General features: G+C 56.1%; 13 protein-coding genes. All 13 read left to right on the top strand.

What is annotated here, in order from left to right:
• Positions 1–66: 66 nt before the first annotated feature.
• Positions 67–432, top strand: a complete 366-nt coding sequence (gene rplL, locus J2Y90_RS02915; RefSeq protein WP_003228750.1) for a 50S ribosomal protein L7/L12 — start codon at positions 67–69, stop codon at positions 430–432.
• A 221-nt stretch (positions 433–653) separates the two neighbouring features.
• Complete coding sequence (gene rpoB / locus J2Y90_RS02910) at positions 654–4,727, top strand: DNA-directed RNA polymerase subunit beta (RefSeq protein WP_016772939.1); 4,074 nt, start codon at positions 654–656, stop codon at positions 4,725–4,727.
• 64 nt (positions 4,728–4,791) lie between these two features.
• Positions 4,792–8,991, top strand: coding sequence for a DNA-directed RNA polymerase subunit beta' (rpoC, locus tag J2Y90_RS02905; protein WP_253496293.1), 4,200 nt, complete (start codon positions 4,792–4,794; stop codon positions 8,989–8,991).
• Between the two features lie 216 nt (positions 8,992–9,207).
• On the top strand, positions 9,208–9,579 hold the full coding sequence (rpsL, locus tag J2Y90_RS02900) for a 30S ribosomal protein S12 (RefSeq protein WP_003186084.1): 372 nt from the start codon (positions 9,208–9,210) through the stop codon (positions 9,577–9,579).
• A 107-nt stretch (positions 9,580–9,686) separates the two neighbouring features.
• Positions 9,687–10,160: a 30S ribosomal protein S7 gene (rpsG, locus tag J2Y90_RS02895; RefSeq protein ID WP_016772941.1), complete on the top strand. Its 474-nt coding sequence runs from the start codon at positions 9,687–9,689 to the stop codon at positions 10,158–10,160.
• Positions 10,161–10,190: 30 nt separating this feature from the next.
• Complete coding sequence (gene fusA, locus J2Y90_RS02890; protein ID WP_016772942.1) at positions 10,191–12,296, top strand: elongation factor G; 2,106 nt, start codon at positions 10,191–10,193, stop codon at positions 12,294–12,296.
• Between the two features lie 31 nt (positions 12,297–12,327).
• Positions 12,328–13,521 carry an elongation factor Tu gene (tuf, locus tag J2Y90_RS02885; protein ID WP_024014521.1) on the top strand — a complete coding sequence of 398 codons (1,194 nt, stop codon included), beginning with the start codon at positions 12,328–12,330 and terminating at the stop codon, positions 13,519–13,521.
• A gap of 154 nt (positions 13,522–13,675) precedes the next feature.
• The gene (gene rpsJ / locus J2Y90_RS02880) at positions 13,676–13,987 is read left to right on the top strand and encodes a 30S ribosomal protein S10 (RefSeq protein WP_003186070.1); all 312 of its coding nucleotides are present in this window, start codon (positions 13,676–13,678) and stop codon (positions 13,985–13,987) included.
• Positions 13,988–14,067: 80 nt separating this feature from the next.
• On the top strand, positions 14,068–14,703 hold the full coding sequence (gene rplC, locus J2Y90_RS02875) for a 50S ribosomal protein L3 (RefSeq protein WP_003228738.1): 636 nt from the start codon (positions 14,068–14,070) through the stop codon (positions 14,701–14,703).
• 12 nt (positions 14,704–14,715) lie between these two features.
• Entirely contained in the window at positions 14,716–15,318 is a 603-nt protein-coding gene (gene rplD, locus J2Y90_RS02870) for a 50S ribosomal protein L4 (RefSeq protein ID WP_003228735.1), read from the top strand.
• Complete coding sequence (gene rplW / locus J2Y90_RS02865) at positions 15,315–15,614, top strand: 50S ribosomal protein L23 (RefSeq protein WP_002555488.1); 300 nt, start codon at positions 15,315–15,317, stop codon at positions 15,612–15,614. Before rplD ends, rplW begins: the two co-directional genes overlap by 4 nt.
• Positions 15,615–15,628: 14 nt before the next feature.
• Positions 15,629–16,453, top strand: a complete 825-nt coding sequence (rplB, locus tag J2Y90_RS02860) for a 50S ribosomal protein L2 (protein WP_016772943.1) — start codon at positions 15,629–15,631, stop codon at positions 16,451–16,453.
• Positions 16,454–16,469: 16 nt separating this feature from the next.
• A complete protein-coding gene (rpsS, locus tag J2Y90_RS02855; protein WP_011336172.1) occupies positions 16,470–16,745 on the top strand; it encodes a 30S ribosomal protein S19 in 276 nt (91 codons plus the stop codon).
• The last annotated feature ends 6 nt before the right edge of the window (positions 16,746–16,751 follow it).

Genomic DNA, 16,751 nt, shown 5'->3' with positions numbered 1-16,751 from the left:
CACTTCTCGCGTTTTTTGTTTATTTCGATGGTCGCGTAGGCCGTCCCCCAATTCAGGAATTGAGTCATGTCTCTGACTAACGAACAAATCATCGAAGCAATCGGCCAGAAATCCGTAGTGGAAATCGTAGAGCTGATCAAAGCGATGGAAGAAACCTTCGGCGTTACCGCTGCTGCCGCTTCGGCTGGTCCAGCTGCAGCTGCCGCTGTTGTTGAAGAGCAAACCGAGTTCAACGTTGTTCTGCTGGAAGCTGGCGAGAAGAAGGTTAACGTGATCAAGGCAGTTCGTGAACTGACCGGTCTGGGCCTGAAAGAAGCCAAAGAGAAAGTAGACGGCGCTCCTCAGGTTGTAGCTGAAGGCGTTTCGAAAGAAGCGGCTGAAGACGCCAAGAAGAAGCTGGAAGAAGCAGGCGCTAAAGTCGAGCTGAAGTAAGCATCGACTTTGCTCCTCCAGCCCGAGCGTCAAGCGACAGGCTGATGGCTGGTGGCTCTTGCCACCGGCCTTTTTCCGTTATTGGCAGCCGACTGGGTCGGTGCCGATAAAGGCGCTGTAACCACCCGATGCGGTGGCGCAAACCATGGGGTTTGCACGATTTTCTGGCTGCTCCCGTCGGGAGGGGCCAAACAAGCAGGTGACCAAGCTGGGGAACGCTGATGGCTTACTCATATACTGAGAAAAAACGTATCCGCAAGGACTTTAGCAAGTTGCCGGACGTCATGGATGTGCCTTACCTCCTGGCCATCCAGCTGGATTCGTATCGTGAATTCTTGCAAGCGGGAGCGACTAAAGATCAGTTCCGCGACGTGGGCCTGCATGCGGCCTTCAAATCCGTTTTCCCGATCATCAGCTACTCCGGCAATGCTGCGCTGGAGTACGTCGGTTATCGCCTGGGCGAACCGGCATTTGATGTCAAAGAATGCGTATTGCGCGGTGTAACTTTCGCCGTACCTTTGCGGGTAAAAGTGCGCCTGATCATTTTCGACAAAGAATCGTCGAACAAAGCGATCAAGGACATCAAAGAGCAAGAAGTCTACATGGGTGAAATCCCCCTGATGACTGAGAACGGTACCTTCGTAATCAACGGTACCGAGCGTGTTATCGTTTCCCAGCTGCACCGTTCCCCGGGCGTGTTCTTCGACCACGACCGCGGCAAGACGCACAGCTCCGGCAAACTGCTGTACTCGGCTCGCATCATTCCTTACCGCGGTTCGTGGCTGGACTTCGAGTTCGACCCGAAAGACTGCGTCTTCGTGCGTATCGACCGTCGTCGCAAGCTGCCGGCTTCGGTACTGCTGCGCGCACTCGGTTACACCACTGAAGAAGTGCTGGACGCCTTCTACACCACCAACGTATTCCACCTGAGCGGCGAAACCCTCAGCCTGGAACTGGTGCCATCGCGCCTGCGTGGTGAAGTTGCGGTTCTGGACATCCAGGACGAGAAGGGCAAGGTCATCGTTGAGCAGGGCCGCCGTATTACCGCGCGCCACATCAACCAGATCGAAAAAGCCGGTATCAAGACGCTGGACGTGCCACTGGATTACGTCCTCGGCCGCACCACGGCCAAGGCTATCGTGCACCCGGCCACTGGCGAAATCCTGGCTGAATGCAACACCGAGCTGAACACTGAAGTCCTGGCAAAAATCGCCAAGGCTCAGGTCGTTCGCATCGAGACCCTGTACACCAACGACATCGACTGCGGTCCGTTCGTCTCCGACACGCTGAAGATCGACTCCACCAGCAACCAATTGGAAGCGCTGGTCGAGATCTATCGCATGATGCGTCCAGGCGAGCCGCCAACCAAGGACGCTGCCGAGACCCTGTTCAACAACCTGTTCTTCAGTCCTGAGCGCTATGACCTGTCTGCGGTCGGCCGGATGAAGTTCAACCGTCGTATCGGTCGTACCGAGATCGAAGGTTCGGGCGTGCTGTGCAAGGAAGACATCGTCGCGGTACTGAAGACTCTGGTCGACATCCGTAACGGTAAAGGCATCGTCGATGACATCGACCACCTGGGTAACCGTCGTGTTCGCTGCGTAGGCGAAATGGCCGAAAACCAGTTCCGCGTTGGCCTGGTACGTGTTGAGCGTGCGGTCAAAGAGCGTCTGTCGATGGCTGAAAGCGAAGGCTTGATGCCGCAAGACCTGATCAACGCCAAGCCAGTGGCTGCGGCGGTGAAAGAGTTCTTCGGTTCGAGCCAGCTCTCGCAGTTCATGGACCAGAACAACCCGCTGTCCGAGATCACCCACAAGCGTCGTGTCTCCGCACTCGGCCCTGGTGGTCTGACTCGTGAGCGCGCAGGCTTCGAAGTCCGTGACGTACACCCGACTCACTACGGTCGTGTCTGCCCGATTGAAACGCCGGAAGGTCCGAACATCGGTCTGATCAACTCGCTGGCTGCGTACGCTCGCACCAACCAGTACGGCTTCCTGGAAAGCCCGTACCGCGTGGTGAAAGAGGGCGTGGTTACCGACGAGATCGTGTTCCTGTCCGCTATCGAAGAAGCCGATCACGTGATCGCGCAGGCTTCGGCGACCATGAACGAGCAGAAAGTCCTGATCGACGAACTGGTAGCCGTACGTCACCTGAACGAATTCACGGTCAAGGCGCCGGAAGACGTCACCTTGATGGACGTTTCGCCGAAGCAGGTTGTGTCGGTTGCAGCGTCGCTGATCCCGTTCCTCGAGCACGACGACGCCAACCGTGCGTTGATGGGTTCGAACATGCAGCGTCAAGCTGTACCGACCCTGCGCGCTGACAAGCCGCTGGTAGGTACCGGCATGGAGCGTAACGTAGCCCGTGACTCCGGCGTTTGCGTCGTGGCTCGTCGTGGTGGCGTGATCGATTCCGTCGATGCCAGCCGTATCGTGGTTCGTGTTGCCGATGATGAAGTTGAAACCGGTGAAGCCGGTGTCGACATCTACAACCTGACCAAGTACACCCGCTCGAACCAGAACACCTGCATCAACCAGCGTCCGCTGGTGCGTAAAGGTGATCGCGTTCAGCGTAGCGACATCATGGCCGACGGTCCGTCCACCGACATGGGTGAACTGGCACTGGGTCAGAACATGCGCATCGCGTTCATGGCATGGAACGGCTTCAACTTCGAAGACTCCATCTGCCTGTCCGAGCGTGTGGTTCAGGAAGACCGCTTCACCACGATCCACATTCAGGAACTGACCTGTGTGGCCCGTGACACCAAGCTTGGCCCAGAGGAAATCACTGCGGACATCCCGAACGTGGGTGAAGCCGCACTGAACAAGCTGGACGAAGCCGGTATCGTTTACGTAGGTGCTGAAGTAGGCGCAGGCGACATCCTGGTCGGCAAGGTCACTCCGAAAGGCGAGACCCAACTGACTCCGGAAGAAAAACTGCTGCGTGCGATCTTCGGTGAAAAAGCCAGCGACGTTAAAGACACCTCCCTGCGCGTGCCAACCGGCACCAAAGGTACTGTCATCGACGTACAGGTCTTCACCCGTGACGGCGTTGAGCGTGATGCTCGTGCACTGTCGATCGAGAAGTCCCAGCTGGACGAGATCCGCAAGGATCTGAACGAAGAGTTCCGCATCGTTGAAGGCGCGACTTTCGAACGTCTGCGTTCCGCTCTGGTAGGCCACAAGGCCGAAGGCGGCGCCGGCCTGAAGAAAGGTCAGGACATCACCGACGAAGTTCTCGACGGTCTTGAGCACGGCCAGTGGTTCAAACTGCGCATGGCTGAAGATGCTCTGAACGAGCAGCTCGAGAAGGCTCAGGCCTACATCGTTGATCGTCGCCGTCTGCTGGACGACAAGTTCGAAGACAAGAAGCGCAAACTGCAGCAGGGCGATGACCTGGCTCCAGGCGTGCTTAAAATAGTCAAGGTTTACCTGGCAATCCGTCGCCGCATCCAGCCGGGCGACAAGATGGCTGGTCGTCACGGTAACAAGGGTGTGGTCTCCGTGATCATGCCGGTTGAAGACATGCCGCACGATGCCAATGGCACCCCGGTCGACGTGGTCCTCAACCCGCTGGGCGTACCTTCGCGTATGAACGTTGGTCAGATTCTCGAAACCCACCTGGGCCTCGCGGCAAAAGGTCTGGGCGAGAAGATCAACCGGATGGTCGAAGAGCAGCGTAAAGTGGCTGAGCTGCGCACCTTCCTGGACGAGATCTACAACCAGATCGGCGGTCGTAACGAAGATCTGGACAGCTTCTCCGATCAGGAAATCCTCGATCTGGCGAACAACCTGCGTGGCGGCGTTCCAATGGCCACTCCAGTGTTCGACGGCGCCAAGGAAAGCGAAATCAAGGCCATGCTGAAGCTGGCAGACCTGCCGGAAAGCGGCCAGATGCAGCTGACCGACGGCCGTACCGGCAACAAGTTCGAGCGTCCAGTTACCGTTGGCTACATGTACATGCTGAAGCTGAACCACTTGGTAGACGACAAGATGCACGCGCGTTCTACCGGTTCTTACAGCCTGGTTACCCAGCAGCCGCTGGGTGGTAAGGCGCAGTTCGGTGGTCAGCGTTTCGGGGAGATGGAGGTCTGGGCACTGGAAGCATACGGTGCTGCTTACACTCTGCAAGAAATGCTCACAGTGAAGTCGGACGATGTGAACGGCCGTACCAAGATGTACAAGAACATCGTGGATGGCGATCACCGTATGGAGCCGGGCATGCCCGAGTCCTTCAACGTGTTGATCAAGGAAATTCGTTCCCTCGGCATCGATATCGATCTGGAAACCGAATAACACGTGACGCGAATCGAGAGCGGGGCAGGACTGCCCGCTCTCTGCTCCGCCAGGAGGAAAGGCCTTGAAAGACCTACTGAATTTGCTGAAAAACCAGGGTCAAGTCGAAGAGTTCGACGCCATCCGTATCGGATTGGCCTCGCCGGAGATGATCCGTTCGTGGTCGTTCGGTGAAGTTAAAAAGCCGGAAACCATCAACTACCGTACGTTCAAACCTGAGCGTGATGGTCTGTTCTGCGCCAAGATCTTTGGCCCGGTAAAGGATTACGAGTGCCTGTGCGGTAAGTACAAGCGCTTGAAGCACCGTGGTGTGATCTGCGAGAAGTGCGGCGTTGAAGTTGCACTGGCCAAGGTTCGTCGTGAGCGCATGGCGCACATCGAACTGGCTTCGCCGGTTGCCCACATCTGGTTCCTGAAATCGCTGCCGTCGCGTATCGGCTTGCTGATGGACATGACCCTGCGTGATATCGAACGCGTTCTCTACTTCGAGAGCTATGTCGTTATCGATCCAGGCATGACCACCCTTGAAAAAGGTCAGCTGCTGAACGACGAGCAGTATTTCGAAGCGCTGGAAGAGTTCGGTGACGATTTCGACGCCCGCATGGGTGCCGAAGCTGTCCGTGAACTGCTGCACGCTATCGACCTGGAGCACGAGATTGGCCGTCTGCGCGAAGAGATTCCGCAAACCAACTCGGAAACCAAGATCAAGAAGCTGTCCAAGCGTTTGAAGTTGATGGAAGCCTTCCAGGGTTCCGGCAACCTGCCAGAGTGGATGGTGCTGACCGTTCTGCCGGTTCTGCCGCCAGATCTGCGTCCACTGGTCCCGCTGGATGGCGGTCGTTTCGCGACGTCCGACCTCAACGATCTGTATCGTCGAGTGATCAACCGTAACAACCGTTTGAAGCGCCTGCTGGATCTGTCCGCTCCGGACATCATCGTGCGCAACGAAAAGCGTATGTTGCAGGAAGCGGTCGATGCACTGCTCGACAACGGTCGTCGTGGCCGCGCTATCACAGGCTCCAACAAGCGTCCTCTGAAGTCCCTGGCTGACATGATCAAGGGTAAGCAGGGTCGTTTCCGTCAGAACTTGCTCGGTAAGCGTGTTGACTACTCCGGTCGTTCGGTAATTACCGTAGGCCCGACCCTGCGTCTGCACCAGTGCGGTCTGCCGAAGAAGATGGCTCTCGAGCTGTTCAAGCCGTTCATTTTCGGCAAGCTGGAAATGCGTGGTCTGGCGACCACCATCAAAGCAGCCAAGAAAATGGTTGAGCGCGAGCTGCCAGAGGTTTGGGACGTTCTCGCTGAAGTGATTCGCGAACACCCGGTTCTTCTCAACCGTGCACCGACCCTTCACCGTCTGGGCATCCAGGCGTTTGAACCGGTACTGATCGAAGGTAAGGCTATCCAGCTGCACCCGCTGGTCTGCGCCGCGTACAACGCCGACTTCGACGGCGACCAGATGGCCGTGCACGTACCGCTGACGCTGGAAGCCCAGCTCGAAGCGCGTGCGTTGATGATGTCGACCAACAACATTCTGTCGCCAGCCAACGGTGAGCCAATCATCGTTCCGTCGCAGGACGTTGTATTGGGTCTGTACTACATGACCCGTGAAGCGATCAACGCCAAAGGCGAAGGTCGTGTGTTCGCGGATCTGCAGGAAGTTGACCGTGTGTTCCGTGCCGGCGAAGCCGCACTGCACGCCAAGGTTAAAGTACGTATCAACGAAACCGTCAATGACCGTGACGGCAACAGCGTGAGCGGTACCCGTATCGTCGACACCACTGTCGGCCGTGCGCTGCTGTTCCAGGTTGTGCCAAAAGGTCTGTCGTACGACGTCGTCAACCTGCCGATGAAGAAAAAGGCGATCTCCAAGCTGATCAACCAGTGCTACCGCGTGGTTGGTCTGAAGGAGACCGTGATCTTCGCTGACCAGTTGATGTACACCGGTTTCGCTTATTCGACCATCTCCGGCGTTTCCATCGGTGTTAACGACTTCGTTATCCCTGACGAGAAAGCCCGCATCATCGGTGCAGCCACCGACGAAGTGAAAGAGATCGAGAGCCAGTACGCCTCCGGCCTGGTAACCCAGGGCGAGAAGTACAACAAAGTGATCGACCTCTGGTCGAAAGCGAACGATGAAGTTTCCAAGGCGATGATGGCCAACCTCTCGAAAGAGAAAGTCATCGACCGTCACGGCGACGAAGTCGACCAAGAGTCTTTCAACTCGATGTACATGATGGCCGACTCGGGTGCGCGGGGTTCCGCAGCACAGATTCGTCAGCTGGCCGGTATGCGTGGTCTGATGGCCAAGCCGGACGGTTCCATCATTGAAACGCCGATTACTGCGAACTTCCGTGAAGGTCTGAGCGTACTTCAGTACTTCATCTCGACTCACGGTGCTCGTAAAGGTCTGGCGGATACCGCGTTGAAAACTGCGAACTCCGGTTACCTGACTCGTCGTCTGGTAGACGTGGCGCAGGATCTGGTAGTGACCGAGATCGATTGCGGCACCGAACACGGTCTGCTGATGACTCCGCACATTGAAGGCGGTGACGTTGTAGAGCCGTTGGGTGAGCGCGTATTGGGTCGTGTGATTGCCCGTGACGTATTCAAGCCAGGTACCGAGGACGTTATCGTTCCTGCCGGCACTCTGGTTGACGAGAAGTGGGTCGAGTTCATCGAGCTGAACAGCATCGACGAAGTGATCGTGCGTTCGCCGATCAGCTGCGAAACCCGTTACGGCATTTGCGCCAAGTGCTACGGCCGTGATCTGGCTCGTGGTCATCAGGTGAACATCGGTGAAGCGGTCGGCGTTATCGCTGCCCAGTCCATCGGTGAGCCGGGTACCCAGCTGACCATGCGTACGTTCCACATCGGTGGTGCGGCAAGCCGTACTTCCGCAGCCGACAGCGTTCAGGTGAAGAATGGCGGTACTGTCCGTCTGCACAACCTGAAGCACGTTGAGCGAGTGGATGGCCACCTGGTTGCTGTGTCCCGTTCCGGTGAGCTGGCAATCGCGGACGACTTCGGTCGTGAGCGCGAGCGTTACAAGCTACCGTACGGTGCTGTGATTTCGGTCAAGGAAGGTGACAAGGTCGACGCTGGCGCAATCGTGGCCAAGTGGGATCCGCACACTCACCCGATCGTTACCGAAATGAAAGGTACCGTGACCTACGTGGGCATGGAAGAAGGCATCACGATCAAGCGTCAGACTGACGAATTGACCGGTATGACCAACATTGAAGTACTCGACGCGAAAGATCGTCCAGCTGCCGGTAAGGAAATCCGTCCAGCAGTGAAGATGGTCGACGACAACGGCAAGGATCTGTTGCTGCCAGGCACTGACGTTATCGCTCAGTACTTCCTGCCAGCCAACGCCCTGGTCGGTGTGGCTGACGGTGCGAAGATTGCGATCGGTGATGTTATCGCTCGTATTCCGCAGGAAACTTCGAAGACCCGTGACATCACCGGTGGTCTGCCGCGTGTTGCCGACCTGTTCGAAGCCCGTCGCCCGAAAGAAGCGTCGATTCTGGCTGAAGTCAGCGGCACCATCGCGTTCGGTAAAGAAACCAAAGGCAAGCGCCGTCTGGTCATTACCCCGAACGACGGTAGCGATCCGTACGAAGAGCTGATTCCGAAGTGGCGTCACCTGAACGTCTTCGAAGGCGAACAGGTAAACCGCGGCGAAGTTATCTCCGACGGTCCAAGCGATCCGCACGACATCCTGCGTCTGCTGGGTGTGAGCGCGCTGGCCAAGTACATCGTCAACGAGATCCAGGACGTTTATCGTCTGCAAGGCGTGAAGATCAACGACAAGCACATCGAGACCATCCTGCGTCAGATGCTGCGTAAAGTTGAGATCTCCGAGTCTGGCGATTCCAGCTTCATCAAGGGCGACCAGATGGAACTGACTCACGTGCTGGTCGAGAACGAGCGTCTGAGCACGGAAGACAAGTTTGTCTCCAAGTTCACTCGCGTTCTGCTGGGTATCACCAAGGCGTCGTTGTCCACCGAATCGTTCATCTCGGCGGCTTCCTTCCAGGAAACCACCCGCGTACTGACCGAAGCGGCAGTCACCGGCAAGCGCGATTACCTGCGCGGCCTGAAAGAAAACGTAGTCGTGGGTCGTCTGATCCCGGCTGGTACCGGTCTTGCCTATCACAGCGAGCGCAAGCGTCGCCGTGATGCCGACAAGCCGTTGCGCGTAAGCGCCAGTGAAGTGGAAGCTGCACTGACCGAAGCGCTGAACTCGAGCGGTAACTGAGTTCTGCGATAAACGAGCGTGAGGCCCTGATCGCTCCGTTCGTCGAATCGAGACATTTAGTCGAGGTTCGACGGGCGGGGAGGTCGGGGCCTTGCCTTGACTGGAATCAAGATCCTCTTTAGACTCTTGATCCCCTAAATTTGGCGGGAATTCGTTCCTGCCATTTTGCTTTTCTTGCAAGACAATAGCGTCGCAAGACAACAGTGGAGCTAGTAGATGGCAACTATCAACCAGCTGGTACGTCAGCCGCGTAAGCGTATCGTCGAGAAATCCGACGTACCTGCGCTGCAGAACTGCCCGCAACGTCGTGGCGTGTGCACCCGTGTGTACACCACCACGCCGAAAAAACCTAACTCGGCACTGCGTAAAGTATGCCGTGTGCGTCTGACCAACGGTTTCGAGGTTTCCTCGTACATCGGTGGTGAAGGCCACAACCTGCAAGAGCACAGCGTGGTACTGATCCGCGGCGGTCGTGTAAAAGACTTGCCAGGTGTTCGTTACCACACCGTTCGCGGCTCCTTGGATACCTCCGGCGTTAAAGGCCGTAACCAGGGTCGTTCGAAATACGGTACCAAGCGTCCGAAGTAATCGGCCGTTTTGCAGATTTTTATTTTATTGAGTCGATAAGAGTAAGGTCGGGCACGCATCCTCCGGATCTGTCCCGAGCTAACCTGAAGACCGCTTGAGGGCTTATCATGCCAAGACGTCGCGTAGCAGCAAAGCGTGAGATTCTGGACGATCCGAAATACGGAAGCCAGATCCTCGCCAAATTCATGAACCACGTTATGGAAAGCGGCAAGAAAGCCGTTGCCGAGCGTATCGTTTATGGTGCCCTGGAAACCGTTGCGGCCCGTAAGGCTGGCACCGATCCCCTGGAACTCTTCGAAAAAGCACTCGACGCCATCGCTCCGCTGGTCGAAGTGAAGTCGCGCCGCGTTGGTGGTGCTACTTACCAGGTTCCGGTCGAGGTTCGTCCTTCCCGTCGTAACGCTCTGGCAATGCGCTGGTTGGTAGACTTCGCCCGTAAGCGCGGCGAGAAGTCTATGGCTCTGCGTTTGGCTGGCGAACTGCTGGATGCTGCTGAAGGTAAAGGTGCTGCTGTTAAGAAGCGTGAAGACGTGCACCGTATGGCCGAAGCTAACAAAGCTTTCTCGCACTACCGCTTCTAATTTTAGCTTCACTAATTTTGCGAGGGCTTTATGGCTCGTACTACTCCGATTAGCCGCTACCGTAACATCGGTATCGTCGCTCACGTGGATGCTGGTAAAACCACCACCACCGAGCGCGTACTGTTTTACACCGGCAAAAGTCACAAAATGGGCGAGGTGCATGATGGCGCCGCGACCACAGACTGGATGGTTCAGGAGCAGGAGCGTGGTATTACCATTACTTCTGCTGCCATTACCGCCTTCTGGAAAGGTTCCGAGAAGCAGTACTCTCACGAGCACCGTTTCAACGTAATCGATACCCCGGGCCACGTTGACTTCACCATTGAAGTTGAGCGTTCCCTGCGCGTACTCGACGGCGCTGTCGTTGTGTTCTGCGGTACTTCGGGTGTTGAGCCGCAGTCGGAAACCGTATGGCGTCAAGCCAACAAATACGGCGTTCCACGTCTTGTTTACGTAAACAAGATGGACCGTGCCGGCGCCAACTTCCTGCGCGTGATCGGTCAGATCAAGCAGCGTCTGGGTCACACTCCGGTGCCGATCCAGTTGGCCATCGGTTCCGAAGACAACTTCCAGGGTCAGATCGATCTGATCAACATGCAAGCTGTCTACTGGAACGACTCCGACAAAGGTATGGTCCCTGTTCGCAAGGACATTCCTGCCGAGCTGCAAGAGCTGGCTGAAGAGTGGCGCAACAACATGGTTGAAGCTGCCGCCGAAGCCAACGAAGAGCTGATGAACAAGTACCTGGAAGGCGAAGAGCTGTCGATCGAAGAGATCAAGGCTGCTTTGCGTCAGCGTACTATCGCCGGCGAAATCGTTCTGGCCGTTTGCGGTTCTTCGTTCAAGAACAAGGGTGTTCCCCTGGTTCTCGACGCCGTTATCGACTACCTGCCTGCTCCGACCGACATTCCTGCTATCAAGGGTTCCAACCCTGATAACGAGGAAGAAGAGATGGAGCGTCATGCAGACGACAACGAGCCTTTCGCGGCTCTGGCGTTCAAGATCGCTACCGACCCATTCGTGGGTACTCTGACCTTCGTCCGCGTTTACTCGGGCGTGTTGAACTCCGGCGACGGCGTGATCAACTCGGTCAAAGGCAAGAAAGAGCGCGTGGGTCGTATGGTGCAGATGCACGCAAACGCCCGCGAAGAGATCAAGGAAGTACGCGCTGGCGACATCGCGGCCCTGATCGGCATGAAGGACGTCACCACTGGTGAAACCCTCTGCAACGCTGACAAGCCAATCATCCTGGTTCGCATGGACTTCCCGGAGCCGGTTATTTCGGTTGCCGTAGAGCCCAAGACCAAGGATGACCAGGAAAAAATGGGTATCGCTCTGGGCAAACTCGCTCAGGAAGACCCGTCTTTCCGCGTTAAAACTGATGAAGAGACTGGTCAGACGATCATCTCCGGCATGGGCGAGTTGCACCTGGACATCCTGGTTGACCGGATGCGCCGTGAGTTCAACGTCGAAGCCAACATCGGCAAGCCTCAGGTTTCCTATCGTGAGCGCATCACGAAGAACTGTGAAATCGAAGGCAAGTTCGTTCGTCAGTCCGGTGGTCGCGGCCAGTTCGGTCACTGCTGGATCCGTTTTGCTCCTGCTGACGAAGGTCAGGAAGGTCTGCAATTCGTGAACGAAGTTGTAGGTGGTGTGGTTCCTAAGGAATACATCCCGGCTATCCAGAAGGGTATCGAAGAGCAGATGAAGAACGGCGTTGTTGCCGGCTATCCGCTGATCGGCCTGAAGGCTACCGTGTTCGATGGTTCTTACCACGACGTCGACTCCAACGAGATGGCGTTCAAGGTGGCTGCTTCCATGGCGACCAAGCAACTGGCCCAGAAGGGCGGTGGTGAGTTGCTCGAGCCGATCATGGCGGTAGAGGTTGTTACGCCTGAAGACTATATGGGTGATGTGATGGGCGACCTTAACCGTCGTCGCGGCATGATCCAGGGTATGGAAGACACAGTGTCCGGCAAGGTTATCCGTGCCGAGGTTCCGCTGGGTGAGATGTTCGGTTATGCGACCGACGTTCGTTCCATGTCTCAGGGTCGCGCAAGCTACTCTATGGAATTCAAAAAATACGATACGGCTCCGTCGCACATCGTCGAATCCGTAACCAAAAAACAAGGCTGATTCAGCCCCTTTAGGCTAGGAGTTAATTGTCGTGGCTAAAGAAAAATTTGATCGTTCCCTACCGCACGTCAACGTTGGCACCATTGGTCACGTTGACCACGGTAAAACCACTCTGACTGCTGCTCTGACTCGCGTCTGCTCCGAAGTTTTCGGTTCGGCCGTCGTTGAATTCGACAAGATCGACAGCGCACCAGAAGAAAAAGCTCGCGGTATCACCATCAACACCGCTCACGTTGAGTACAACTCGACTATTCGTCACTACGCTCACGTTGACTGCCCAGGTCACGCTGACTACGTGAAGAACATGATCACCGGTGCTGCCCAGATGGACGGCGCGATCCTGGTTTGCTCGGCCGCTGATGGTCCGATGCCACAAACCCGTGAGCACATCCTGCTGTCCCGTCAGGTAGGCGTTCCGTACATCGTGGTTTTCCTGAACAAGGCTGACCTGGTAGACGACGCTGAGCTGCTGGAACTGGTTGAGATGGAAGTTCGTGACCTGCTGTCGACCTACGACTTCCCAGGCGACGACACTCCGATCATCATCGGTTCGGCTCGTATGGCGCTGGAAGGCAAAGACGACAACGAAATGGGCACCACTGCCGTTCGTAAGCTGGTTGAAACTCTGGATACCTACATCCCAGAACCAGTTCGTATGATCGACAAGCCATTCCTGATGCCAATCGAAGACGTATTCTCGATCTCCGGTCGCGGTACTGTTGTGACTGGTCGTATCGAGCGCGGTATCGTTCGCGTTCAGGATGCTCTGGAAATCGTTGGTCTGCGTGACACCACCACCACCACCTGCACCGGTGTTGAGATGTTCCGCAAGCTGCTCGACGAAGGTCGTGCTGGCGAGAACTGCGGCGTTCTGCTGCGTGGTACCAAGCGTGACGACGTTGAGCGTGGCCAGGTTCTGGTCAAGCCAGGTTCGGTCAAGCCGCACACCAAGTTCACCGCAGAAGTTTACGTTCTGAGCAAGGAAGAAGGCGGCCGTCACACTCCGTTCTTCAAAGGCTACCGTCCACAGTTCTACTTCCGTACTACTGACGTGACTGGTAACTGCGAGCTGCCAGAAGGCGTTGAAATGGTAATGCCAGGTGACAACATTCAGATGACTGTTACCCTGATCAAAACCATCGCGATGGAAGACGGTCTGCGTTTCGCTATCCGTGAAGGCGGTCGTACCGTCGGCGCTGGCGTCGTAGCCAAAATCATCGAGTAAGACTTTTAAAGTCAGCTTGATGGATTGAAAAAGCCCCCGCTCAGCGGGGGCTTTTTTATTGGGTTGACACCTATCGGGGGCGTCTATAGAATTGCGCCTCCTTTTAACGGGCGTATTGCGCCCGGTGGGAATAGCAGCCGGAGTCTGAAATCCAATGCAAAATCAGCAAATCCGTATCAGGTTGAAGGCTTTTGACCATCGCCTGATCGACCAATCAACCCAGGAAATCGTGGAAACCGCGAAACGTACTGGTGCTCAAGTGCGTGGTCCAATTCCACTGCCTACCCGTAAAGAGCGGTTCACCGTTCTGGTTTCCCCGCACGTCAACAAAGACGCGCGTGACCAGTACGAGATTCGCACTCATAAGCGTGTTCTGGACATCGTCCAGCCAACGGATAAAACCGTTGACGCGCTGATGAAGCTTGATCTTGCGGCCGGTGTGGAAGTGCAGATCAGCCTCGGCTAAGACTCGGTCTTGGTCGTGTAACGCTCTGAAATGGGCGGCCATAGCGGGTGAAAGCCCCGTACACTCATGAGGTTTACAACATGACTATTGGTGTAGTCGGTCGTAAATGCGGTATGACCCGTATTTTCACCGAAGAAGGTGTCTCCATTCCGGTCACGGTCATTGAGATCGAGCCGAATCGCGTCACCCAGTTCAAAACTGAAGAGACCGATGGCTATCGTGCAGTGCAAGTCACTGTCGGCGAGCGTCGCGCTTCGCGTGTAACAGCAGCTCAAGCTGGCCACTTCGCTAAAGCGAACGTTGCCGCTGGTCGCACCACCATGGAATTCCGTCTTGAAGAAGGCGAGTACCAGGCTGGCGATCTGATCAACGCTGAAATCTTCGCCGCTGGTCAACTGGTTGATGTAACCGGTCAGTCCAAGGGTAAAGGCTTCCAGGGTACGATCAAGCGTTGGAATTTCCGCGGGCAAGATAACACCCACGGTAACTCCGTATCCCACCGCGTCCCAGGCTCTATCGGCCAGTGCCAGACTCCTGGTCGTGTATTCAAGGGCAAAAAAATGTCCGGTCATATGGGCGCTGAGCGCGTGACCGTGCAGTCCCTGGAAGTAGTGCGCGTGGACGCTGAACGCAATCTGTTGTTGGTCAAGGGTGCTGTTCCTGGCGCTACTGGCGGCAACCTGGTTGTACGTCCAGCAGCCAAGGCTCGCGGTTAAGGGGAAGCTGACATGCAATTAAATGTAAATGACGCTCAAGCGATCGAAGTTTCCGAACTGACATTTGGCGGCGAATTCAACGAGACGCTGGTTCACCAAGCAGTCGTGGCCTACATGGCCGGCGGCCGTCAAGGTAGCAAGCAGCAGAAGACCCGTTCCGACGTTCGTGGTGGCGGCAAGCGCCCATGGCGTCAGAAAGGTACTGGCCGTGCTCGTGCCGGTACTATCCGTAGCCCAATCTGGCGTGGCGGCGGTACCACTTTCGCAGCTCGTCCACAGGATCACTCCCAGAAGCTGAACAAGAAGATGTATCGCGCAGCAATGCGTTCCATCCTTGCTGAGCTGGTGCGTACTGATCGTCTGGTCGTGGTTCAGGATTTCGCTGTTGAAACTCCGAAAACCAAAGATCTGCTGGGCAAACTGAACAACATGAGCCTGACCGACGTTCTGATCGTGTCGGACGCTGTTGATCAGAACCTGTACCTGGCTGCTCGCAACCTGCCGCACGTAGATGTACGTGACGTGCAAGGTTCCGATCCAGTTAGTCTGATCGCATACGACAAGGTGTTGATCACCGTGTCGGCCGTGAAGAAATTCGAGGAGCTGCTGGGATGAACCAGGAACGCGTATTTAAAGTTCTGCTTGGCCCGCACGTTTCCGAGAAGGCTACGGTTCTGGCAGACAAGAAAGGCCAGTTCGTTTTCAAGGTTGCTACCGATGCAACCAAGCTGGAAATCAAGAAGGCCGTCGAAAGCCTGTTCAGCGTGAAAGTAGAGCGCGTCACTACCCTGAATGTTCTGGGTAAGAGCAAGCGCACTGCTCGCGGTCTGGGCAAGCGTAATGACTGGAAGAAGGCAGTTATCTCCCTTCAGCCAGGCCAAGATCTCGATTTCAGCAGCAGTGCTGAGTAAGGAAGGGGTGCATCATGGCAATCGTTAAATGCAAACCGACTTCCCCTGGCCGCCGTTTTGTGGTCAAGGTGGTCAACCAGGAGCTGCATAAAGGCGCTCCTCACGCACCGCTGCTCGAGAAAAAATCGAAGTCTGGTGGTCGTAACAACAATGGCCGTATTACCACTCGTCACATCGGTGGTGGTCATAAGCAGCATTACCGTATGGTCGATTTCCGTCGCAACGACAAAGATGGCATCGTCGCCACTGTCGAGCGTATCGAATACGATCCAAACCGTACTGCTCACATCGCACTGCTCTGCTACGCAGACGGCGAGCGCCGCTACATCATCGCCCCTAAAGGCGTGAGTGCTGGCGACCAGCTGATCGCGGGCGCTCTGGCTCCAATCAAGCCAGGCAACGCTCTGCAACTGCGCAACATTCCAGTCGGTTCTACCGTACACGGCATCGAATTGAAGCCAGGTAAAGGTGCACAGATCGCTCGTTCCGCTGGTGCTTCGGCTCAGTTGATCGCTCGTGAAGGTGTCTACGTGACCCTGCGTCTGCGTTCCGGTGAAATGCGTAAAGTCCTGGCTGAATGCCGTGCGACCCTGGGTGAAGTCTCGAACTCCGAGCACAGCCTGCGTTCGCTGGGTAAAGCTGGTGCCAAACGCTGGCGTGGCGTTCGCCCAACCGTTCGTGGTGTTGCCATGAACCCGGTTGACCACCCACATGGTGGTGGTGAAGGTCGTACCTCTGGTGGTCGTCATCCGGTATCGCCATGGGGCTTCCCGACTAAGGGCGCGAAGACTCGTGGTAATAAGCGTACCGACAAAATGATCGTCCGTCGTCGCAAGTAAATAGAGGGATACGACAGTGCCACGTTCTCTGAAAAAAGGTCCTTTTATTGATCTTCACCTACTGAAGAAGATCGAAGTGGCGGCGGAAAAGAACGATCGCAAACCAATTAAAACCTGGTCGCGTCGTTCGATGATCCTGCCACAAATGGTCGGTCTGACCATCGCAGTACACAACGGTCGTCAGCACGTCCCAGTTCTCGTTAACGAAGACATGGTCGGCCACAAACTGGGCGAGTTCGCCGGTACCCGCAACTATCGCGGGCACGTGGCTGACAAGAAAGCCAAGCGTTAAGGGGTA

The organism is Pseudomonas koreensis (assembly GCF_024169245.1).
In the GTDB taxonomy this organism is placed as follows: Bacteria; Pseudomonadota; Gammaproteobacteria; order Pseudomonadales; family Pseudomonadaceae; genus Aquipseudomonas; species Aquipseudomonas koreensis_F.
This window is presented reverse-complemented; position numbering and strand designations above follow the sequence as displayed.